16 protein-coding genes are annotated in these 15,583 nt (G+C 58.9%); 4 read left to right on the forward strand and 12 right to left on the reverse strand.

What is annotated here, in order from left to right:
* Positions 1-38: 38 nt before the first annotated feature.
* From recX to UL81_RS06955, 3 genes are all read right to left on the reverse strand, one after another.
* Positions 39-638: a recombination regulator RecX gene (gene recX / locus UL81_RS06945; RefSeq protein ID WP_035104944.1), complete on the reverse strand. Its 600-nt coding sequence runs from the start codon at positions 636-638 to the stop codon at positions 39-41.
* Positions 639-648: 10 nt separating this feature from the next.
* Positions 649-1,782 carry a recombinase RecA gene (gene recA / locus UL81_RS06950; RefSeq protein ID WP_035104946.1) on the reverse strand — a complete coding sequence of 378 codons (1,134 nt, stop codon included), beginning with the start codon at positions 1,780-1,782 and terminating at the stop codon, positions 649-651.
* A gap of 180 nt (positions 1,783-1,962) precedes the next feature.
* Entirely contained in the window at positions 1,963-2,178 is a 216-nt protein-coding gene (locus UL81_RS06955) for a DUF3046 domain-containing protein (RefSeq protein ID WP_035105474.1), read from the reverse strand.
* Between the two features lie 109 nt (positions 2,179-2,287).
* On the opposite strand from UL81_RS06955, the gene UL81_RS06960 reads away from it, so the two are divergent.
* From UL81_RS06960 to UL81_RS06970, 3 genes are read left to right on the forward strand one after another with little or no spacing between them, the layout of a single operon-like run.
* A complete protein-coding gene (locus UL81_RS06960; RefSeq protein ID WP_046453423.1) occupies positions 2,288-2,863 on the forward strand; it encodes a biotin transporter BioY in 576 nt (191 codons plus the stop codon).
* On the forward strand, positions 2,850-3,542 hold the full coding sequence (locus tag UL81_RS06965; RefSeq protein ID WP_035104948.1) for an energy-coupling factor ABC transporter ATP-binding protein: 693 nt from the start codon (positions 2,850-2,852) through the stop codon (positions 3,540-3,542). Before UL81_RS06960 ends, UL81_RS06965 begins: the two co-directional genes overlap by 14 nt.
* Positions 3,543-3,550: 8 nt before the next feature.
* Complete coding sequence (locus UL81_RS06970; RefSeq protein ID WP_035104952.1) at positions 3,551-4,174, forward strand: energy-coupling factor transporter transmembrane component T family protein; 624 nt, start codon at positions 3,551-3,553, stop codon at positions 4,172-4,174.
* A gap of 74 nt (positions 4,175-4,248) precedes the next feature.
* Here the strand turns inward: UL81_RS06970 and UL81_RS06975 are convergent, their stop codons facing one another.
* The 4 genes from UL81_RS06975 to pgsA all read right to left on the reverse strand — a co-directional run bounded on the left by UL81_RS06975 (position 4,249) and on the right by pgsA (position 6,706).
* Positions 4,249-5,112 (reverse strand): PspA/IM30 family protein, encoded by an 864-nt coding sequence (locus UL81_RS06975; RefSeq protein WP_035104954.1) that lies wholly within the window; start codon positions 5,110-5,112, stop codon positions 4,249-4,251.
* Positions 5,113-5,262: 150 nt separating this feature from the next.
* A complete protein-coding gene (locus tag UL81_RS06980; RefSeq protein ID WP_035104955.1) occupies positions 5,263-5,610 on the reverse strand; it encodes a helix-turn-helix domain-containing protein in 348 nt (115 codons plus the stop codon).
* 20 nt (positions 5,611-5,630) lie between these two features.
* Positions 5,631-6,128, reverse strand: a complete 498-nt coding sequence (locus UL81_RS06985) for a CinA family protein (protein WP_035104959.1) — start codon at positions 6,126-6,128, stop codon at positions 5,631-5,633.
* On the reverse strand, positions 6,125-6,706 hold the full coding sequence (gene pgsA / locus UL81_RS06990; RefSeq protein WP_144407167.1) for a CDP-diacylglycerol--glycerol-3-phosphate 3-phosphatidyltransferase: 582 nt from the start codon (positions 6,704-6,706) through the stop codon (positions 6,125-6,127). The genes UL81_RS06985 and pgsA overlap by 4 nt, the downstream gene beginning before the upstream one ends.
* 56 nt (positions 6,707-6,762) lie before the next feature.
* Between pgsA and UL81_RS06995 the strand changes: the two genes are divergently transcribed.
* Positions 6,763-7,062, forward strand: a complete 300-nt coding sequence (locus UL81_RS06995; RefSeq protein ID WP_035104960.1) for a YciI family protein — start codon at positions 6,763-6,765, stop codon at positions 7,060-7,062.
* A 107-nt stretch (positions 7,063-7,169) separates the two neighbouring features.
* Here the strand turns inward: UL81_RS06995 and UL81_RS07000 are convergent, their stop codons facing one another.
* The 5 genes from UL81_RS07000 to dapA form a co-directional block, all read right to left on the reverse strand.
* Positions 7,170-8,276: a TerC family protein gene (locus tag UL81_RS07000; protein ID WP_035104963.1), complete on the reverse strand. Its 1,107-nt coding sequence runs from the start codon at positions 8,274-8,276 to the stop codon at positions 7,170-7,172.
* A 217-nt stretch (positions 8,277-8,493) separates the two neighbouring features.
* Positions 8,494-11,796, reverse strand: a complete 3,303-nt coding sequence (locus UL81_RS07005; protein ID WP_035104967.1) for an FtsK/SpoIIIE family DNA translocase — start codon at positions 11,794-11,796, stop codon at positions 8,494-8,496.
* Positions 11,797-11,883: 87 nt separating this feature from the next.
* The gene (locus UL81_RS07010; RefSeq protein WP_082099186.1) at positions 11,884-12,510 is read right to left on the reverse strand and encodes a TIGR03085 family metal-binding protein; all 627 of its coding nucleotides are present in this window, start codon (positions 12,508-12,510) and stop codon (positions 11,884-11,886) included.
* A 49-nt stretch (positions 12,511-12,559) separates the two neighbouring features.
* The gene (locus tag UL81_RS07015) at positions 12,560-14,662 is read right to left on the reverse strand and encodes a ribonuclease J (RefSeq protein WP_082099190.1); all 2,103 of its coding nucleotides are present in this window, start codon (positions 14,660-14,662) and stop codon (positions 12,560-12,562) included.
* Entirely contained in the window at positions 14,659-15,573 is a 915-nt protein-coding gene (dapA, locus tag UL81_RS07020) for a 4-hydroxy-tetrahydrodipicolinate synthase (RefSeq protein ID WP_035104970.1), read from the reverse strand. Before dapA ends, UL81_RS07015 begins: the two co-directional genes overlap by 4 nt.
* Positions 15,574-15,583 lie beyond the last annotated feature (10 nt).

Below are 15,583 nucleotides of genomic sequence, written 5' to 3' on the forward strand. Positions count from 1 at the left end.
CACCGAGCCGCCACCGCGGCTCCCCGCTGCGCGCGAGTTTAGGATTCTTCCAACTCCGCGCAGCGGTTTTCTAATGCCTCTTTAGCTAGGCGCAACGACATGCCTTCGTTGTAGCCACGGCGGGCAAGCACGCCGACGATACGGCGCAGTGCTTTGTCGCGCTCTGCCCTATCGGCAGGAACCGATTTCACACTTCGCGCTTTCTTCTCGGCGAACTTCCGCGCCATGGCTTCTTCATCGGCTTCATCGATTTGCTCCAGTGCGTCAGCACGCTCCTCTTGACCGACACCCTTGCGCTGCAACTCCCGGTCCAGCACGCGCGCGGACTTACCACGCCGGCCATGACGTTGGCGCACCCACTCGTGGGCAAAGGCCGCGTCATTGAGCAAGCCCACCCGAGCTAAATCATCGAGGACTTCGTCGATAACTGACTCGGGAAACTCCGCGCGCAGGAGACGCTCTTTGAGTTCATGTCGAGAACGCGAGCGCTGATCTAAAAGGCCGAGTGCACGCTTGCGCACTCGGGCCTTGTCTTCTTCGGCGGCTTCGTCAAAAAGTTCCCCGGCATGTTCACCGGACTCGTACTCTGCCAGCGCCTGGCGCAGCTTCTCGACCTTCTCTGCAGAAGGCTGCTGCATGGATTAACTCCTACTCGTCGTCGAAGTCTACGTTCGGCACCAGGTCCACTGCCTCATCGGTCAACGGATCATCAGCACCGGGCACATCCATGGCTGCTTCTTCGTCCTCGGCGGACTGCTCGCCAATGCCCAGCTTCTTAAAGATCTTCTGCTCGATCTCGTTGGCCAGGTCCTGGTTGTCCTTGAGGAACTTGCGGGCCTTTTCCTTGCCCTGTCCCAGTTGGTCGCCTTCGTAGGTAAACCAGGAACCGGACTTCTTGATAAAGCCGTGCTGGACACCAAGGTCAATAATCGACGACTCACGGGAGATGCCTTCGCCGTAAAGGATGTCGAACTCAGCAATCTTGAACGGCGGGGAAACCTTGTTCTTCACAACCTTGAGCTTGGTGCGATTACCAATAGCGTCCTGGCCGTCCTTGAGAGTCTGGATACGACGGATATCGCAGCGCACGGAAGCATAGAACTTCAGTGCCTTACCACCGGTGGTGGTCTCCGGGGAGCCGAACATTACGCCGATCTTCTCACGCAGCTGGTTAATAAAGATGGCGGTCGTACCAGAGCTGTACAGCGCGCCGGTCATCTTACGCAGTGCCTGCGACATCAGGCGGGCCTGCAGACCCACGTGGCTGTCACCCATCTCGCCTTCGATTTCCGCCTTCGGGGTCAACGCTGCCACGGAGTCGACGACGATGATATCGATAGCACCGGAGCGGACCAGCATGTCGGCGATTTCCAGGGCCTGCTCACCAGTATCTGGCTGAGAGACCAGCAGGTTATCGGTATCTACGCCCAGCAGACGCGCGTATTCCGGGTCCAGGGCGTGCTCAGCATCGATAAACGCGGCAATGCCGCCGTCCTTCTGCGCCTGTGCCACAGCGTGCAGTGCGACAGTGGTCTTACCGGAAGATTCAGGACCGTAAATCTCCACGACACGACCGCGCGGGAAACCGCCGATGCCCAGCGCAATATCGATTGCAGTGTTACCGGAAGAAATGGCCTTAATCGGCGGGCGGTTGTCATCGCCCAGGCGCATCACAGCGCCCTTGCCGAAGTCCTTTTCAATCATCGACATTGCGGCGTCGAGTGCCTTTTGGCGGTCATCTCCTTGCGAGGCCTTGGAGGTGCCCTTCTTCTTTGCTGCCATGTTTTAATCCCTAACGTTGTTGGTGAGTGCGCCTAACCTATGGGAATAAGGCGCCTTAACCTTTTAGACTGCTTTTTCGCGGCTTCGGTTCCCATGCGAGGAGAAACATTATCGTGCCGCGACGACATCCACTACCTTACACACACATGTGTTCGAATTTCGACTTCGCGCACCGGCGCGTTATTTACCCGGGTAGTCGATACCTAAACGGCGCTCTTCTGGCACGTCAAAATCATCGCACAGCTCTTCCCATACGTGCCGTGGATCGACTCCAGAATCAATCAGAGCATTCGGCGTATCACCCAACTTCGCCAATACGTGCGAGTGGCTAATCCAGTTTCCTTTAGCATCGCCAAACTCATCGACTACCAGTTGATGAAACTCCGTCAATCGCATGCCTGCCACCCTACCCACTTGCATTTTTCTTGTGCCGCTACCCCCAAATGAACGGTGTTCAATAACGTTTCATCCAGCACCTATAACCAATTCTGCTACTGTCATTCGCATGTCCAAGAACAACGTAGCCAGCGATGTGGCTTATGTGGCGGTCTTTACCGCGATTGTCATCGTGCTTGCCTTCGTCACCATCCCCGTTGGTGCCGCGGGTGTTCCCATTGTGCTGCAAAATGCCGCGCTCATTCTCGCCGGCTTAGTCTTAGGCCCGCGCCGTGGCCTTTATGTTGGCCTGCTCTTCCTGTTACTAGGCCTGGCGCTGCCAGTCCTGGCTGGTGGCGGCACCACCTTGCGTTCCTTGGCAGGTCCAACCGCCGGCTACATCATCGGCTACGTGCTCTCCCCTGCCATTGCAGGCGCCTTGGCCTACCGCGCACCGCGTACCAAGTCCGGCATGACGATTGTCTTTGCCTTCGCCGCCATCGTGGGCCTGCTCGTCCAGTACGCCTGCGGTGCCATCGGCCTGATGCTGCGCGCTGGCATGGACACGCTCGCTGCCTTCGGTGCGCAGCTCGCCTTCGTGTTACCGGATACCGGCAAGCTCATCTTTGCCGTCATCATCGCACTCGCCGTCCACCAAGCCTTCCCGCAGCTGCGCCGCAAGGGGGTCGCCCGTGCCGGAGATTAACTTCCAGAACGTCTCCGTCGCCTACGAGAACGCCACTATTCTCCGCGACATCAACGTCTTGCTGACGGAGAACCGCATCGGCATCATCGGCGCCAACGGCGGCGGTAAGTCAACCTTCGTGCGGCTTATCAACGGCCTGGGTGAGGCAACCAGCGGCACCGTTACTGTCGATGGCCAGGACGTGGCCAAGCATGGTTCCGATATTCGCCGCAAGGTCGGCTTCGTCTTCTCCGATGCCGAAAACCAGATCGTCATGCCGACCGTGCGGCAGGACATCGCCTTTTCGCTCAAGCGCTTCAAGTTGGGCAAGGAGAAGGTGCAGAAGCTTGTCGATGCCTCCTTGCACCGCTTTGGCCTGTACGACCACGCCGACCAGTCCCCGCACACGCTGTCCGGCGGACAAAAGCAGTTACTGGCACTGGCTGCCGTAACAGTTCTCGACCCGCAACTCATCATTGCCGATGAGCCAACCACCTTGCTGGACCTACGCAACCGCGACCGCATCAAAAAGGAATTCGCGCAGCTCGACCAGCAAGTCATCGTGGTGACTCACGACCTAGAATTCTTGGATGACTTCGACCGCGTGCTGTGCATCGACCAGGGTCAGATCGTGGCCGATGGTCGCCCAGCTGAGGTCATTGATTTCTACCGCAACCTCATGAGCAATTCTGCGGACTAGGACCAGCCATGCAGAATCGTCAGCGCACCATCCCCTTTGCTGCCTACGTACCCGGGAACACCCTTGTCCACCGGGCGGCACCTGCGCTCAAAATCGGATTGCTCATCATCTTCATTCTGGTCATGAGTATCTTTGCCACCACTATTCCTCGCGCTCTCGCGGGCTTAGTGCTCGTGGTCATTCTTTATGTCATCGCGCATATCCCACCGAAGGTCGCGCTCCCTCAACTGGTCGCACCACTGTTCATCCTCGTGCCGCTGGGGCTTTTCCAATGGTGGGCCAAGGGCGCAGAGTTTGCCGCAGTACTCGTTATCAGTTTGCTGTCGACCATCCTGGCGGCATTCCTGCTCACGCTAACTTCCACGGTGGAATCCATCATGGATTCTTTGGAGCGCGCACTGCGCCCGCTAGGCAAGCTGGGACTACCGGTAGAAACCATTAGCTTGGCGATGTCACTGACCATCCGGCTTATTCCACTGATGTTTGAAACCGTCTATGACGTACTAGATGCACGCAAGGCCCGCGGCCTGGGATTCTCACTCAGCGCTTTCGGCACCCCGGTCATCATTCGCTCGCTACGTCGAGCCGAGGCACTTGCCGAAGCACTGCGTGCTCGCGGCGTGGGCGACTAAACCAGCGGGTGACAAAACGACGAAAGGAGCCGAGAAACCCGGGTCCTTCATAAGCCTTCTAGCTACTGCGAGAATTACTCGCCGCGCAGCTCACGCAGACGAGCCTGCACTGCGTCGTTGGAGACGTCAGTTGGCTGGACGTTCGGCTGCTCGTTGTTGTTCTGAGCACCAGACTCGATGGCCTGGTTCTTGTTCTGACCAGACTCGACAGCCTTGCCCTGGTTCATCTCAGAGCGGATCTGCTCCAGGCGGGAGTGGCCAGCCATCTGGACACCGGCCTGCTCGACCTCGCGCATACGGGCATCGACGGAGTTCTCAGCCAGCTCAGCCTGGCCCAGAGCCTTGGAGTAACGGCGCTCGATCTTGTCTCGCACGGAATCCAACGACGGAGTGTTGCCGTTGGAGGTCAGCTCGTTCATGCTGGACAGCGACTCGGAGACCTTCTCCTGCATCTTGGCCTGCTCCAACTGGGACAGCAGCTTGGAACGCTCATTGACCTTCTCACGCAGAGCCAGGGAGTTACGTTCCACTGCCTTCTTTGCGGACTCAGCCTGCTGGAGAGCCTGGTCGTGCAGCTTCTTGGTGTCTTCGACGGACTGCTCGGCGGTCACCAGCTGTGCGGCGAAAGCCTCAGCGGCGTTTTCGTACTCGACAGCCTTGTCGTTGTCGCCGTTGGCGCGTGCCTTATCGGCCAGCTCGAGAGCCTGACGGGTATTACCCTGCAGCTTCTCGATCTCGCTGAGGCGACGGTTCAGCTGCATTTCCAGCTGACGCTGGTTGCCCACGACGGCGGCAGCCTGCTGGGAAAGCTCCTGATGCTGGCGCTGTGCTTCCTCGATGGCCTGCTCGATCTGCACCTTCGGGTCTGCATGCTCTTCGATCTTGGAATCGAACAGCGCCATAAAGTACTTCCACGCCTTAGTAAACGGGTTAGCCATAGTGAAAGGAAGCCTTCCTCAATAGTGAGTTTGTTAATTAATCTACGTTGTACATCGTAGCGAAGAGGCACCCGAAGCGGGTGCCATCAACTATGAAATACGCTGTGTTTCCCAGCGCTATTTACCAACGTCCGAAACTTGATTCGGACTTTAGATTTCGGATGCTGCCGGAGCAGTCGAGGCGAGTTCTTCGTCGACGGAAGGCAGCGCCATGTAGCCGGCGGCTTCGATGAGAACGTCAGAAACGCTGACCTGCAGGCCGTGGCAGACAGCTGCCAGCAGCTCGGAGGAAACTTCCTTGCGGCCGCGTTCCAGTTCGGAGAGGTAGCCAGGGGATACTCGGGCCACGGCAGCGAGCTCACGCAGGGTCACACCCTTGTCAGCGCGGAAAGCGCGCAGAGTGATACCGAGGGCCTCACGCAGCAGCGGTTCCGGCGCGCGGCGAGTACTTGCCGGGGCGGTGGCAGTCTGTTCCAGAAGTGCGGTTGTAGTGTCCATTACCCCTTCCAACGGCTCTCTTAGTCAGATTGTTCCCGATTGGGAGAAAAACTTTCCAAACTTGAGCCTAACAGACTCAATGCGGCGGTGACGGCGCCCGAACGAATCTCGTTGCGCTCACCCGGCAGACCCGTCACGGTCTCCGATTCCACAAAGCCGGATTCATGCCACAGACCAATGCACACAGTTCCGGGTGCGTGGCCTTCTTGTAAGTCAGGGCCGGCAACACCAGTAAGCCCCAGTGCCCACGTCGAACCGCACTCCTGCCCCGCGGCAGTAGCCATCTCACACGCAGTGGCTTCGGAGACAACGCCTTGTTCTTCGAGGTGCTCAACACTGCAATCAATGAAGTGCGCTTTGAGTTCGGTGGCGTAGGTGACCAAACCGCCGCGGAGGACGGCGGAGGCGCCGGGGACATCGGCAAGCGTTGCAGCAACTAAACCCGCAGTTAAAGACTCACAGGTCGCAATGGTCTCGCCACGGCTGGTGAGCTCGCGGACGAGCTGCGCCGGAGTCACTGATTCTGCTTCTTTCCGTCAATGAGGTACTGCACGCCAGTAACCAGCGTGACTGCCAGGGCCAGCAGCATGACCACGTAGGTTGGCACGTTCATCCACTCCGGCAGCGGGCACAGATACATCGCCACAGCCAGCGACTGCAGAACGGTCTTGAGCTTGCCACCCTTGGACGCCGGAACCACCTTGCCCTGACGCAACAGCACCATGCGCCAGATAGTGATGCCGAATTCGCGGAAGAGAATCAAGAAAGTAATCCACCACGGCAGCACGCCCAGCAGGTTCAAGCTGATGAAGGCGGTGGCCATGAGTGCCTTGTCAGCAATCGGGTCGGCAATCTTGCCAAAGTTGGTCACCAGACCACGCGCACGAGCGATATCACCGTCGAGCTTGTCAGTAATCATCAGCGCTACGAAAAGACCAAAGGCCCACCACTGATGCCCTGCTAACACCAGCCAAGCGAAGACGGGAATAAATAAAATGCGCAGACTCGTCAACACATTGGGCAGGTTCCAATTCGATACCTGCGTGGATGCGGCTGCGTCCTCTGACTTCGGTGCTGGATTGCTCACGACCAATATCTTACCTGTGAAACTATTCGCGCTGTGTCGGCTCCCCCAATCAGTAAAATGAGCACATGTACTACTACGCCGTCAGCTATGAATACAATCCGAACAATCCGGAGATTGAAAAGAACCGTCCCGCACACCGCAGGTTCATCTCCCGCCTCGACAACCGCGGCTGTGTGTTGGGCTCTGGTCCTCACACTGACTCCAAGGGTGGCGCGCTCATTGTGCTGAAGTTCGAAAAGGAACTACCTGTCTCTGAGGTCATGACCATCATGGATGAAGATCCATTCTTCGCCAACGGCTGTATTACTGGCCGCACCTTCCGCGCCTGGAACCCGGTTATTGGTTCCGCTGTTGCGACCTCCTAAGACCCACCCCAGTCCGAAGACCTTAAAACACACCACAGCCGGTGCCCTGCGATTGTTGCAGTAGGCACCGGCTTAAATCATGCGGTCAAGCTTTGCTTCACGCTGAGCTATGGCAGCTCCGAGCGGTCCACCTCAGAAGCCAGACCGACGTAGTCGCCCTTCTTGTTACGGACAATCTTGTTGCCCTCGTCATCCCAGTCGTAGTGGTTGTGGGAGACGCGAATACCACCCTGGGCTTCGTCGCGCTTGTTCTTGATGATGGAGGCCACGACCGTGACCACCAAGACACCGACGATGACCACCAGGGAGCCCTCGGTGGAGATTTCTGGAGCCCCGGTAACGTCCTCGCCACCATTGATGAATGGCAGGTTGTTCTCGTGCAGAGCGTGCAGCAGCAGCTTGACACCGATGAAGCCCAGAATGATGCCCAGGCCGTAAGGCAGGTACACCAGGCGGTCCAGCAGGCCGTCGAGCAGGAAGTACATCTGGCGCAGACCCATCAGGGAGAACGCGTTGGTGGTAAAGACCAGGAACGGCTCAGAAGTAATGCCGTAGATGGCTGGAATCGAGTCGAAGGCGAACATGACGTCCACCAGGCCGATAGCAACCAGGGCGATAAACAGCGGAGTAAAGCCCTTCTTGCCGCTCTTATCGCGAGCACGCAGCTTGTCACCGTGGTAGTGCGGGGTCACGTGCATGACCTTGCGCAGCACGCGGATGATCAGCATGTCGTTCGGGTCGGTCTCCGGTGCGTCGCGGATCTCGTCGATAATCAGCTTGACTGCGGTAAACAGCAGGAAGATAGCGAAGAGGTAGAACACATCCGACCAAGCAGCGATGACTGCTGCGCCCAGCAGGATGAAGACCAAGCGGCAGACCAGCGCGATCACAATGCCGATAAGAAGTACTTTTTGCTGGTACTTACGCGGAATCTTAAATGCGCCCATAATCAGGGCGAAGACGAAGAGGTTATCGACAGAGAGTGCTTTTTCTGTCACATAACCTGTGTAGTACTGCAGCGCATGCTCTTGGTCCCAAATAATCCAGACGCCCAGGCCAAAGACTAATGCGAAGATGACGTAGAACAGCGTCCAGAACCCTGATTCTTTCAGGGTGGGCTCGTGCGGGGTACGCACATGCGAATAAAAATCGAAGATGAAGAAGCCAAGGATCACCACGATGGTGATGACCCAAATCCAAACTGGTACACCCATGTGCGGATAGTCCCTCCGGTCGTAGAAACAACAACATGACCGGAGGTCTCCCCCGCCCAGCTAGAAGCTGGACCGACATGACCGGGAGCTAATTAAAGCTGCCGTGTTGACGATCAATGCCGTGAAGGTGGGGTACTCCCCTCCTGGACTCGGCTAAGTTTACACGACACAGCGCCTCTGTGGCAGAGGCAACTATGCGTGTATTTTTTCTTAACCGCTAGAAAGCACCTGACGACGGGTTGTAGGTCGCCTGCACCGTGCGGGTGTCGTTACCGGAACCATCGTTGGATGCGTCAGGGCCATTCGAGTCGTCATTAAACGACTCGGCGCTTGCGGAGTCACCCTCGGAGCCGGCTTGCTCCTGGGCCATTTCCTCCTGGATTTCCTTCGGGGCGTCCTTGGGATCAGCGCCCTTGATCATCCAGATGATGGTGTCGAGCTCTTCAGGCTTGACCAGGACCTCACGGGCCTTGGAGCCTTCCGATGGGCCCACGACACCGCGGGATTCCATGAGGTCCATCAGGCGGCCGGCCTTCGCAAAGCCAATGCGCAGCTTGCGCTGCAGCATGGACGTCGAGCCCAGCTGTGCGGTGACCACCAGTTCGACGGCCTCGAGGAGGTCGTCCATGTCCTTGCCGATTTCTTCGTCGATTTCCTTCTTCGACTCAGAAACCTTTTCTTCGGTCACACCCTCGGTGTAGTTCGGGTCCGCCTGCTCCTTGGCGGCATCCACGACGGCCATGACCTCATCGTCAGAGACGAAGGCACCCTGCATACGTACCGGGCGACCGCCCTGCGGGATGAACAGTGCATCGCCCATACCGATGAGCTTCTCCGCACCGCCCTGGTCCAGGATGACGCGGGAGTCAGTCAGCGAGGAGGTAGCGAACGCCAGGCGGGATGGGACGTTGGTCTTAATCAGACCGGTCACAACGTCGACGGACGGGCGCTGGGTTGCCAGCACCAGGTGGATACCGGCAGCACGAGCCTTCTGCGTGATGCGCACGATGGAGTCCTCAATCTCCTTCGGTGCGGTCATCATCAGGTCTGCCAACTCGTCGACAACACAGACGATGTACGGGTACGGGCGCATCTCGCGCTCGGAACCAGCCGGAGCTTGGTGCTCACCGGAGCGGACCTTGCGGTTGAAGTCCTCAATCTTGCGGACGCGAGCAGCCTTCATATCCATGTAGCGCTGCTCCATCTCCTCCACCAACCACTGCAGTGCAGCAGCGGCCTTCTTCGGCTGGGTGATGATTGGAGTAATCAGGTGCGGGATGCCCTCGTACGGAGTCAGCTCCACCATCTTCGGGTCGACGAGGATGAGGCGGACATCGTCAGGCGTGGCACGGGTAAGCAGCGAGACCAGCATCGAGTTCACGAATGCCGATTTACCGGAACCGGTGGCACCAGCAACCAGCAGGTGCGGCATCTTTTGAATCGAGTACGAGGTGTACTGGCCTTCAATATCCTTGCCCAGACCAACCAGCATCGGATCAGCCGACGAGGCAATCGCCGGAGCGTCGAGCACCTCACGCAGGCGCACCATCTCGCGATCGGCGTTCGGTACCTCAATACCGACTGCGGACTTGCCCGGAATCGGAGTCAGCAAACGCAGGTTATCGGTGGCCACGGCATAAGCCAGGTTGGACTGCAGGTTCGTAATCTTCGAGACCTTCACACCAGGGCCCAGCTCAATTTCGTAGCGGGTGACTGTCGGGCCACGGCTAAAACCGGTGACCTGTGCGTCGACCTTGAATTCTGCGAAGACATCAGTAATCGCATCGATGATGCGATCGTTGGCCTCAGTGCGCACCTTGGCCGGAGTACCTGCGGTGAGCAGATCAGTAGTCGGCACAGCGTAATCCTCATTGCCGAACTGCGCCGGTGCGGTCTCTGCTGCCGGGGCTACCTCCTGGGATGCAGGCTCGTCGACCGACTGGCCGGAGGTGGCATCACGACCGGAACGCTCGCGGAAAAGCTGGCGGGCGCGCTCGTGGGCGGCGGATACTGCATCGCCTGCAGCATTGCCCTGCTGGGCAGCCGACGCGGCAGCAGCACCCGCGGCTGCACCTGCTGCACCTGCTGCTGCGGCAGCGGCGCCACCGGCAGCCTTGCCAGCATTCGACGAACCCGACTGTGCAGGCAGAACCTGAGTGGACTCTGGCTTGTCAGCCTTGCGCGGCTGTGCCTTCTTCTGCGGCTTCGGTGCCGGGGCGGCATCGTCAGGTACGACCGGGAACTCATCGGTATCGCCGGTGGCCTTCGGGGACGCAGGCTGCGCAGCACCCAGCGACTGGGTCTGCTCCGGGGCTACCTGGTCAAAGGACAGCTGCTGGGTCTGGTTAGCACCAGACCCAACATCAGTTGGCTCAACATCGGCTGGCTCAGTTGGCTGCTGAATCGGAGCAGCCTTCGGACGTGGCTTACGCTTCCACGCAGCGGCACGCTGCTTTGGTGTCGGCTGTGCAGTCGGGGTTGGGCGTGGCTTGCGCTCACGGCCTTCGGCAATGTCTTCCAGGTCGTCATCGACGTAGCCGTAGAGATCATCATCGTCAGCAGCGGCTTCCTCAGCGGCAACTTCCTCTTCACTCTTTGGACGCAGGCTGGAGAAGAGGTTGGATAGTCCTGCTGCGGCGGCATCGTAAGCTTCGCGCAGGGTAATACCCGTGACGTTGAGTCCACCATAGACAATGCACAGAATCAGCAGTGGTGCTGCCACGTACTTGGAGAAGGCAACAGATAGCAGTCCGCCGGCCACAAAACCGATGGCACCACCAGCTTCACCGCGGGCAGGCCAGGTTTCCGGCAGACCGGCGAAGATGTGGATGAGTCCCAACATGGAGACGATGATGACGACTGTGCCCACGACGGTTCGGGGCTTGAACTGACCCGCGGGGCCGGTCAGTTCCATCATCAGCACGATGGCTAGGCCCAGCAGGCCGATCGGCAGAACCCAGGCGCCCGCGCCAATGATGACCTTGACGCCATAGGCGACGGCCTCACCAACGGAACCGGCGACGCCGAACCACACGGCGGCAGCCAAAATGACAGCCAGGCCGATGAGTACGAGCGCGACGGCATCCGGGTTACCGATGGAGAAGGTGCGCTCTTCTTGCTGCTGCATCTCCTCAGATGCGTCGGTAGCCTCCGCAGGCTCCTCCTTGGCAACGTCGCGTGCGCGAGTCACCTTGCTCTTCTTATTCTCACGTGCGGAAATTTCTTTCGGCTCCGTTTCTTCCAGTAGCGGTTCCTCTGCGGGCCGCAGGTTCGCCATTCCTTGTCCAACACCGCGAGTCAGGCTGCCCACTCCCCGAGCGGTCGCCCCAAACGCAGCACCAATGCCCTTGCCTACAGCACGAAAGGCGCTGCCGGTCCTTTCTGGGGAAGACTCGACAGCGCGGTTCGACTTAGTCACCTTAACCTCTGATGCGCTACGACCGGAAGGCCGCGAGCGATTAGCCGTGCCTTTACGGGCACCGCGGCGCGTGCCGCGTGACGGGGCATTTTTGACAGACATGGTTGTAACTTTAACCGCTGCAGCCCCACTATTCACATTAGAAACTCGTGTTTCGCTGAGTTTTTGCGGTGGACAACCTTGTCAAGACTAAAGGCTAGATTTAACTACCTGGGACTCATCGCCTTCGATCTTTACGTGCGCAGCATCGCGGCCATAGACCCACAACAGCAACTCGCCGACCTCGCCATGAACAGCGACTACAGCAGATCCATTTTCGCTAACTCCGTTGCTATCAGCAGCAACAATCCGCGAAAAACCTTCCGGATATAACACCACGGGTTGCTTGGACTTACGCAGCATCGCCTTGGCGAGTTTCTCCAAAGTGCTGTGCATCTGCTTGTTCACTACCCGGGAGAAATCACGCGGCTCATCCTGGCCGTTGGCGCGGCGCACATCTTCATGATGAATGAAGTGCTCGGCAAAGTTGCCCTTCGAATCCAGCACGCGCCAGGGGTTAAGACCTGTCGGTCCCCTCCCCCACTCGTCAACGACCTTGTCGTAGTCACGTTGAGCAGTTTCTGCGTGTGCTTGCTCAGCGCGATCCGATAACGCGGGAACGAAGACACCCGCTGTAGCGACGAATTGGTTCTCGCGGGTCCACAAGTGTGCGGCCATATCGCGGGTGGTCCAGCCCTCACACAGGGTTGGGGCATCCGGGCCCAGGTCATGTAGGAGCTGGGCAAGCTTGGAACGTTCTGATGAAGAAAACGACATGTGCCCCAGCTTAGCGAAGCTGGGGCACATGGCTGTGAGGGATTTATCCTTACAGCGACTCACGGGAGGCGTGGACCTCGTCGTCATCAGCAATGATGGTCGTGGAGTTGGTCGGCACGATGGTCGGCAGAATGACTGGCTCACGCTTGTACTTGGAGCTCATCAGCTTGCCGATCTTGCGACGCAGCTTCTGGACCATGCGGTAGGTGTCGTTCTCACCTTCGGCAGCCAGGTCGTTCATGGTGTTTTCAACCATGTCGGCGACCTCCGGAATGACACCGCGGTCGTCATCGGAGAAACCGGTGGTGGATACGGCCGGGCGTTCCAGGAGACGGGAGGTGCGGTTGTCGATCACACAAGTAATCGAGACCACGCCGCCAGAGCCCAGGTTGGTGCGGTCAGCCAGGGTGTCGGCATCGACATCGCCCATGGAGACACCATCGACGTAGAGGTTACCGACCGGAATCTGACCAACGACGCGTGCGCGACCCTTGTGCAGGTCCACAACGACGCCGTTCTGGGCCAGGACCACGCGGTCACGGTCGACACCAGTGGAGATGGCCAGTTCTTTGTTGGCACGCAGGTGGCGCCACTCGCCGTGGACCGGCATGGCGTTGCGCGGGCGTGCGGCGTTGTACAGGAAGAGCAGCTCGCCACCGTAGCCGTGGCCCGAGGAGTGAACCTTAGCTTCCTTGTTGGTGATGACCTCAGCACCAATCTGAGAAAGCATGTTGATGACGCCGAAGACTGCTTCCTCGTTGCCCGGGATGAGCGAGGAGGAGAAGACAATCATGTCGCCATCACGGACGGTGATCTGACGGTGCTCACGACGTGCCATGCGCGACAGTGCGGCCATCGGCTCACCCTGAGTACCGGTGGTAATCAGCAGGGTCTTGTGCGGAGCCATCTTGGCGGCTTCCTCGATAGGAATGATCGTGCCGCGTGGGACCTTCAAAAAGCCCATCTTCTCGGCAATTTCCATGTTGCGCATCATCGAACGGCCGTTGAAGGCAACCTTGCGGTTGTTGGCCACAGCGGCATCGATAGCTGCCTGCACGCGGTAGACGTTGGAAGCGAAGGAAGCGATGATGACGCGCTGCTTCGCACGGCCAACCAGGCGCTTGAAGGTCGCCGGGATGTCACCCTCAGATGCGGAGACACCCGGGATGTTGGCGTTGGTGGAATCGCACAGCATCAGGTCGACGCCTTCGTCACCGTAGCGAGACAGTGCCGGCAGGTCGGTCGGACGGTTATCCAGCGGGGTCTGGTCCAGCTTGATGTCACCGGTGTGGATGACATTGCCGGCCGGGGTGCCCAGCATGATGCCCAGTGCATCCGGCACGGAGTGGTTCACAGCCCAGAAACGGACGCGGAAGACGCCGTAGTTCACATCGGACTTCTCGTTGACCTCAACGAACTTCGGCTTCTGGCGGTGTTCCTTACACTTCGCAGCAATCAGCGCGATGGTGAAACGGGAAGCAACCACTGGCAGGTCCGGACGCAGCTTCAGCAGCCACGGGATAGCACCGATGTGGTCCTCGTGGGCGTGGGTGACAACCAGGGCCTTGACCTTATGGATCTTCTTTTCAATCGGACCGAAGTCCGGCAGGATCAGGTCCACGCCCGGCTCGCCGGAGGACGGGAAGAGCACACCGCTGTCGATGATCAGCAGCTCATCGCCGTACTCAAAGACGGTCATGTTGCGGCCAATTTCGGAAATGCCACCGAGAGCGTAGATACGCAGCGCATCCTTCGGCTGCTTTGGCGGCTCCGGCAGACGCTTGGTCAGGTCCGCGCCCTGCATCGACTTCGGTACGTTGCGGCGACCGCGGTTGTTGCGGTTGTTCTTGCCGCCGTTGTTTCCGCCACCGTTGTTGTTGCCGCGGCCCCTGCCACGGCCTCCGCGGGAACCGCGGGAACGACGGTTGTTTCCGCCGCCCTTGTTATCGCCCTTGTTGTCGTTCTGGGTGTCATTGTTGCCGCCGCGGTTGTGTCCACCGTTGTTGTCCTTGTCCGACTTGTTGTCTGACTTCGGTTCCTGGCTAGGTGCCTGGAAAACGGGCGAAGCCGCCTCGTTGGAGGCGGTATCGGTTTCCGCTGGCGGTCCGGCCTTGCGAACTACCTTGCGGGAACGGTTACGAGATTCAGTCATTCTTTAAGGACTCCAGCCTTTTCCATATCACGACGAAGTTCCTCAATTTCCGCGTCATCTGCAGCAGTGACGGGCAAACGAGGATCTCCAACTTCAATACCCTGCAGGCGCAGTGCGGCCTTTGCAAGGGTTACTCCACCCAAACGCGCTTGGGCGTGGGCCAATGGAGCGAGAATGTCGGCGTTAATCTGGCGTGCTTGCACCAGATCGCCATTTTCAAAACAAGTATATAGGTCAGCCAGGGCACGTGGCGCAGCGTGGCCAATAACGGAGATGAAACCACTAGCACCGAGGCTCAGCCACGGCAGGTTCAAAGGATCATCACCGGAGTACCACGCCAGGTCGGTGTCCCGGATAAGTGTGGCTGCGGTAGCAAGGTCGCCCTTGGCGTCCTTTACAGCCTGAATGTTCGGCAGTTCCGCGAGGCGGCGGATCGTATCCTCCGCAATCGGGATGCCCGAGCGGCCAGGGATGTCGTAAGCGCAAATCGGCGCGTCAACAGCATCGGCAATTGCCTTGAAGTGCGCGTACACGCCCTCCTGAGAAGGCTTCGAGTAGTACGGGGTGACAACCAACAGGCTGTCGGCGCCTGCGGCTACCGATGCCTTGGCAACCTCGATGGATGCCTTCGTGTTGTTGGTGCCGGCACCGGCGCAAATCTTCGCGCGGTCCCCTACCTCCTCTTTGACGGCCTGCAGAAGCTGCAGCTTTTCATCCAACGTCGTAGTTGGCGCCTCACCCGTGGTTCCTCCCAGGATGAGCGAATCTACGCCTTCGTCAACGAAGTGAGCTGCCAAGCGACGACCTGCGGCCACGTCGAGTTCGCCATCGCGGTCAAACGGGGTGACCATAGCGACGCCGACGCGCCCGAAAGTTTCGACACCAGTCTTTGCTGTCATACCTGTGCTCATAGCCGTCAAG

The organism is Corynebacterium camporealensis (assembly GCF_000980815.1).
Taxonomy (GTDB): Bacteria; Actinomycetota; Actinomycetes; order Mycobacteriales; family Mycobacteriaceae; genus Corynebacterium; species Corynebacterium camporealense.

Coding starts and splice junctions, on each gene's coding strand:
- UL81_RS06975 (WP_035104954.1), bottom strand. CDS start 5,112: ATGGCTAACCCGTTTACTAAGGCGTGGAAGTACTTTATGGCGCTGTTC.
- UL81_RS07010 (WP_082099186.1), bottom strand. CDS start 12,510: ATGTCGTTTTCTTCATCAGAACGTTCCAAGCTTGCCCAGCTCCTACAT.
- UL81_RS07000 (WP_035104963.1), bottom strand. CDS start 8,276: ATGGGTGTACCAGTTTGGATTTGGGTCATCACCATCGTGGTGATCCTT.
- UL81_RS06960 (WP_046453423.1), top strand. CDS start 2,288: ATGTCCAAGAACAACGTAGCCAGCGATGTGGCTTATGTGGCGGTCTTT.
- UL81_RS07015 (WP_082099190.1), bottom strand. CDS start 14,662: ATGACTGAATCTCGTAACCGTTCCCGCAAGGTAGTTCGCAAGGCCGGA.
- UL81_RS07005 (WP_035104967.1), bottom strand. CDS start 11,796: ATGTCTGTCAAAAATGCCCCGTCACGCGGCACGCGCCGCGGTGCCCGT.
- UL81_RS06955 (WP_035105474.1), bottom strand. CDS start 2,178: ATGCGATTGACGGAGTTTCATCAACTGGTAGTCGATGAGTTTGGCGAT.
- recX (WP_035104944.1), bottom strand. CDS start 638: ATGCAGCAGCCTTCTGCAGAGAAGGTCGAGAAGCTGCGCCAGGCGCTG.
- recA (WP_035104946.1), bottom strand. CDS start 1,782: ATGGCAGCAAAGAAGAAGGGCACCTCCAAGGCCTCGCAAGGAGATGAC.
- UL81_RS06970 (WP_035104952.1), top strand. CDS start 3,551: ATGCAGAATCGTCAGCGCACCATCCCCTTTGCTGCCTACGTACCCGGG.
- UL81_RS06980 (WP_035104955.1), bottom strand. CDS start 5,610: ATGGACACTACAACCGCACTTCTGGAACAGACTGCCACCGCCCCGGCA.
- dapA (WP_035104970.1), bottom strand. CDS start 15,573: ATGAGCACAGGTATGACAGCAAAGACTGGTGTCGAAACTTTCGGGCGC.
- UL81_RS06995 (WP_035104960.1), top strand. CDS start 6,763: ATGTACTACTACGCCGTCAGCTATGAATACAATCCGAACAATCCGGAG.